The 2,813-nt window shown below is 42.9% G+C and carries 3 protein-coding genes and 1 pseudogene; all 4 read right to left on the bottom strand.

Annotated elements, in window-relative coordinates; genetic code table 11:
- Positions 1-140 precede the first annotated feature (140 nt).
- The 4 genes and pseudogenes from FJR06_RS11595 to FJR06_RS11580 all read right to left on the bottom strand — a co-directional run bounded on the left by FJR06_RS11595 (position 141) and on the right by FJR06_RS11580 (position 2,678).
- Complete coding sequence (locus FJR06_RS11595) at positions 141-770, bottom strand: precorrin-8X methylmutase (RefSeq protein ID WP_015079049.1); 630 nt, start codon at positions 768-770, stop codon at positions 141-143.
- Between the two features lie 130 nt (positions 771-900).
- Positions 901-1,710, bottom strand: coding sequence for a TPM domain-containing protein (locus tag FJR06_RS11590; protein WP_148760737.1), 810 nt, complete (start codon positions 1,708-1,710; stop codon positions 901-903).
- 222 nt (positions 1,711-1,932) lie between these two features.
- Positions 1,933-2,298, bottom strand: a pseudogene (locus FJR06_RS11585) (hypothetical protein); the annotation flags it as partial.
- An 11-nt stretch (positions 2,299-2,309) separates the two neighbouring features.
- Complete coding sequence (locus tag FJR06_RS11580) at positions 2,310-2,678, bottom strand: YtxH domain-containing protein (RefSeq protein WP_168633003.1); 369 nt, start codon at positions 2,676-2,678, stop codon at positions 2,310-2,312.
- Between the last annotated feature and the right edge of the window lie 135 nt (positions 2,679-2,813).

Below are 2,813 nucleotides of genomic sequence, written 5' to 3'. Positions count from 1 at the left end.
CATTGGTGATTGGTAATTGGTGATTGGTGATTGGTAATTGGTGATTGGTGATTGGTAAAAATCTTCTCCCTACTTCCCCAACCTCCCCAACCTCCCCAACCTCCCCTACCTCCCCAACCTCCCCTACCTCCCCTACCTCTTCAACCCCCTCCAGTTCTATCCTGTCCATAGGCTTGCCAAGCCAAGTCTACTAAGCCGTCAACAATGGCAGCAGCTACGACAGCGTTACCCTTGCGACCTTCAATAGTGATGTAAGGAACTAGAGATTCTTGTAATCGTGCTTTTACTGGTTCTAAATTGGCAAAACCTACGGGGGTAGCAATGACTAAAGCGGGTCTAATTTCTTCGGCTGCAATTAATTCAACCAGTGCAGTTAATGCTGTTTGTGCTTGACCAACTACAAATATTCCCTCTGGATAACGCCTAGCTAGGGTTTCAATCCCCCAAGCAGCAAGGGTTTTTTCTTTTTGGGGTCGTGTTAGTGCTTCCATACTGCAATACACTGGATTAGCAAATGTATTTTGAATATCATGGGCTATGGCTGCTTGTACCATTGGTGCATCTACGACAATGGTAGTACGTGCTACTAGGGCGGCTGCTCCAGCTTGTAATGCTTGTTCTGAAAACCGGATTAAGGATTTATACTCTAAATCTGCTGTAGCATAAACTACGCGGCGGACGATTTCATACTCTGCTGGTGAAAAAATATGATCACCAATTTCAGTATCAATAATTGCCAAACTTTGAGCGTCAGTTACGTGCCATTCCATTGTTATTTAATGTATTAGTTTTTAGCTTATCAGTTTCCGTGCGTAGTCTTTGTTGATTGGTAATTGGCAATTAGTAATTGGGCAGAATTTATTTCTAGTTGCCAGTTACCAGTCAGTATCCTATAACTTTTCAGGATTCAGCGTTAGAGGAAGTCCGACTAAACACGGGGGATAAATAAGCTACTAAAGCACCAATGGCAAAAGCGGAAATATTGCGGACGAGAGGCAACCAATCGCTTGTCCGGGTAATAACTGGAGCAATACCGAAGGCAATAAATAATATTCCCCATAAAGGTGAGAAAATTAACGCCCATTGCCAACCAAGTATCTTTTTGTCGCCGCGCGGTTGGGCAGCAAAACCACAAATAATCCCCCCAACAGCAGAGGTAACAAGGGTGAGTATCCATTGTTCTCTAGGGAGTCCAGGAACGACGTTACAACCGCCTTTGAGTAAGCAACCTTTCACTGAATTTAGAGCCTGGAGAATGGCTTGATCTTCTCCTTCTTCACGGACAAAGTATAAGTTACCAAAGCGGGTTTGTAGTTCAATCCAGAAGGTGCGGGGTAAGAATTCATAAACGGCATCACCAACACTAAAGCTGAGGATGTTACCACCACGAGCATCTGCTACTAGGAGAATGCTTTTATCATCTAAACCCCAATATTTGATTACTGCTCTCCCTGGGGTGCGGTCGTATTGGGTTAAAACGCGCAATTTCCAACCAGTATCAGTTTCAAACTGCTCTAATTCTTTAACTAGCTTTTCTTCTTGGGGGTCAGGGAGAGTTTTTGCTAAATCTACTACTGGGGTGACAAAGCTGGGTAACAAATCGGGATTTTCATAAGCTAGGGCAGATGGAGAATTAATTGCCCAAATTGAGCCAATAAAGCCAAATACGGCAATTGATACTAAAATTCGTCGCCAAAAACACAGGTGCATGAACGTTCTTATACTATTATCTAGGGGAGAATGTAAAAAGTGCTTTTCAAAGATTAATGTAAAAGTGATACTTCTTTACACTTCTTTACCTTACTCTAATATTAGATATCTCAGCAAAATCTGATGGAGAAATTAGGAATTGGTGACTACTCGCTGTTGATCAGTTTTGGCAGTGTTTAATCCCGTTCTCAATGATCAGCGTTTTCGCATTTCTCCTGGTTTTTTTTTGCGAGCGAAGCTTGTCCAAGCTGCTTTAAAGCCGACGAAGACACTACGGGTGCTAATTTGTAGATTTTCTGCTTGTTTTTTGGCGGTATCTAGACTTTGATCAAATTGTTTGACAACTTGACCGGCACTTTTAACACCTTCACTAACATCATCGGTTAATTCGGTTATTTCTAAGGTGGTGTTGCGGATAGCGTTGAGAGTGGGTGGCAACTCCCGTGAAAGGGTATCAAAGAATTTTTCGGCACTGCGAGCAGCATGGGCTAGTTCCTGCAAAGCGGGTATGGCTGCCACCAAAACGGCTGTTAGACTAGCAGCAACTAGGAGGATGGATAGTCCCAGCCAAAACAAAGGATCAATCACGGTTATGCCACTTATGAACGTTCTAGTTTTTCGGTCAAAGGATCAGTATCGTTTGTGGTGCTGCTGACATCAACAGTATTTTTTTTGTTTAAATTTTGGCTTTCGCGCTGGGTAGCGTCTATGCCAACTGCGATCGCATCCCGCAGTCTGTCTACAGTTTCATCCCAGTTTTGCAGGGTGCTATTAGAAAGACGATCTGCCTGAATTTGCACGCTGGTCGTGATATCTTCTGCTAATTCGGGGATAGCATTGGCAGATTTTTTGACAAGTTTACGGGTTTCCCGTCCTGTGCGGGGAGCAACTAATAAACCTGCTAAAGTGCCAATAGCTGCTCCTAACATCAAACCACCAATAAAGATTCCAGAACGGTTGTTAGACATTTTTTGATTTTTCTACTCCATAGAATTTATCTTATATCTTGCACTGGGTATTGAGAAGTTGCGGTGACACAATTAAAACTTCTTCTTTCTTCTTTCTTCTTTTTGACAACTGACAACTGTACGGGCGAAGCATTT

Source organism: Dolichospermum sp. UHCC 0352 (assembly GCF_009711925.1).
In the GTDB taxonomy this organism is placed as follows: Bacteria; Cyanobacteriota; Cyanobacteriia; order Cyanobacteriales; family Nostocaceae; genus Dolichospermum; species Dolichospermum lemmermannii.
This window is presented reverse-complemented; position numbering and strand designations above follow the sequence as displayed.

What these genes read in the sequence shown, in the direction of transcription:
- FJR06_RS11595 (WP_015079049.1), bottom strand. Translation starts at nt 770, where the DNA reads ATGGAATGGCACGTAACTGACGCTCAAAGTTTGGCAATTATTGATACT.
- FJR06_RS11590 (WP_148760737.1), bottom strand. Translation starts at nt 1,710, where the DNA reads ATGCACCTGTGTTTTTGGCGACGAATTTTAGTATCAATTGCCGTATTT.
- FJR06_RS11580 (WP_168633003.1), bottom strand. Translation starts at nt 2,678, where the DNA reads ATGTCTAACAACCGTTCTGGAATCTTTATTGGTGGTTTGATGTTAGGA.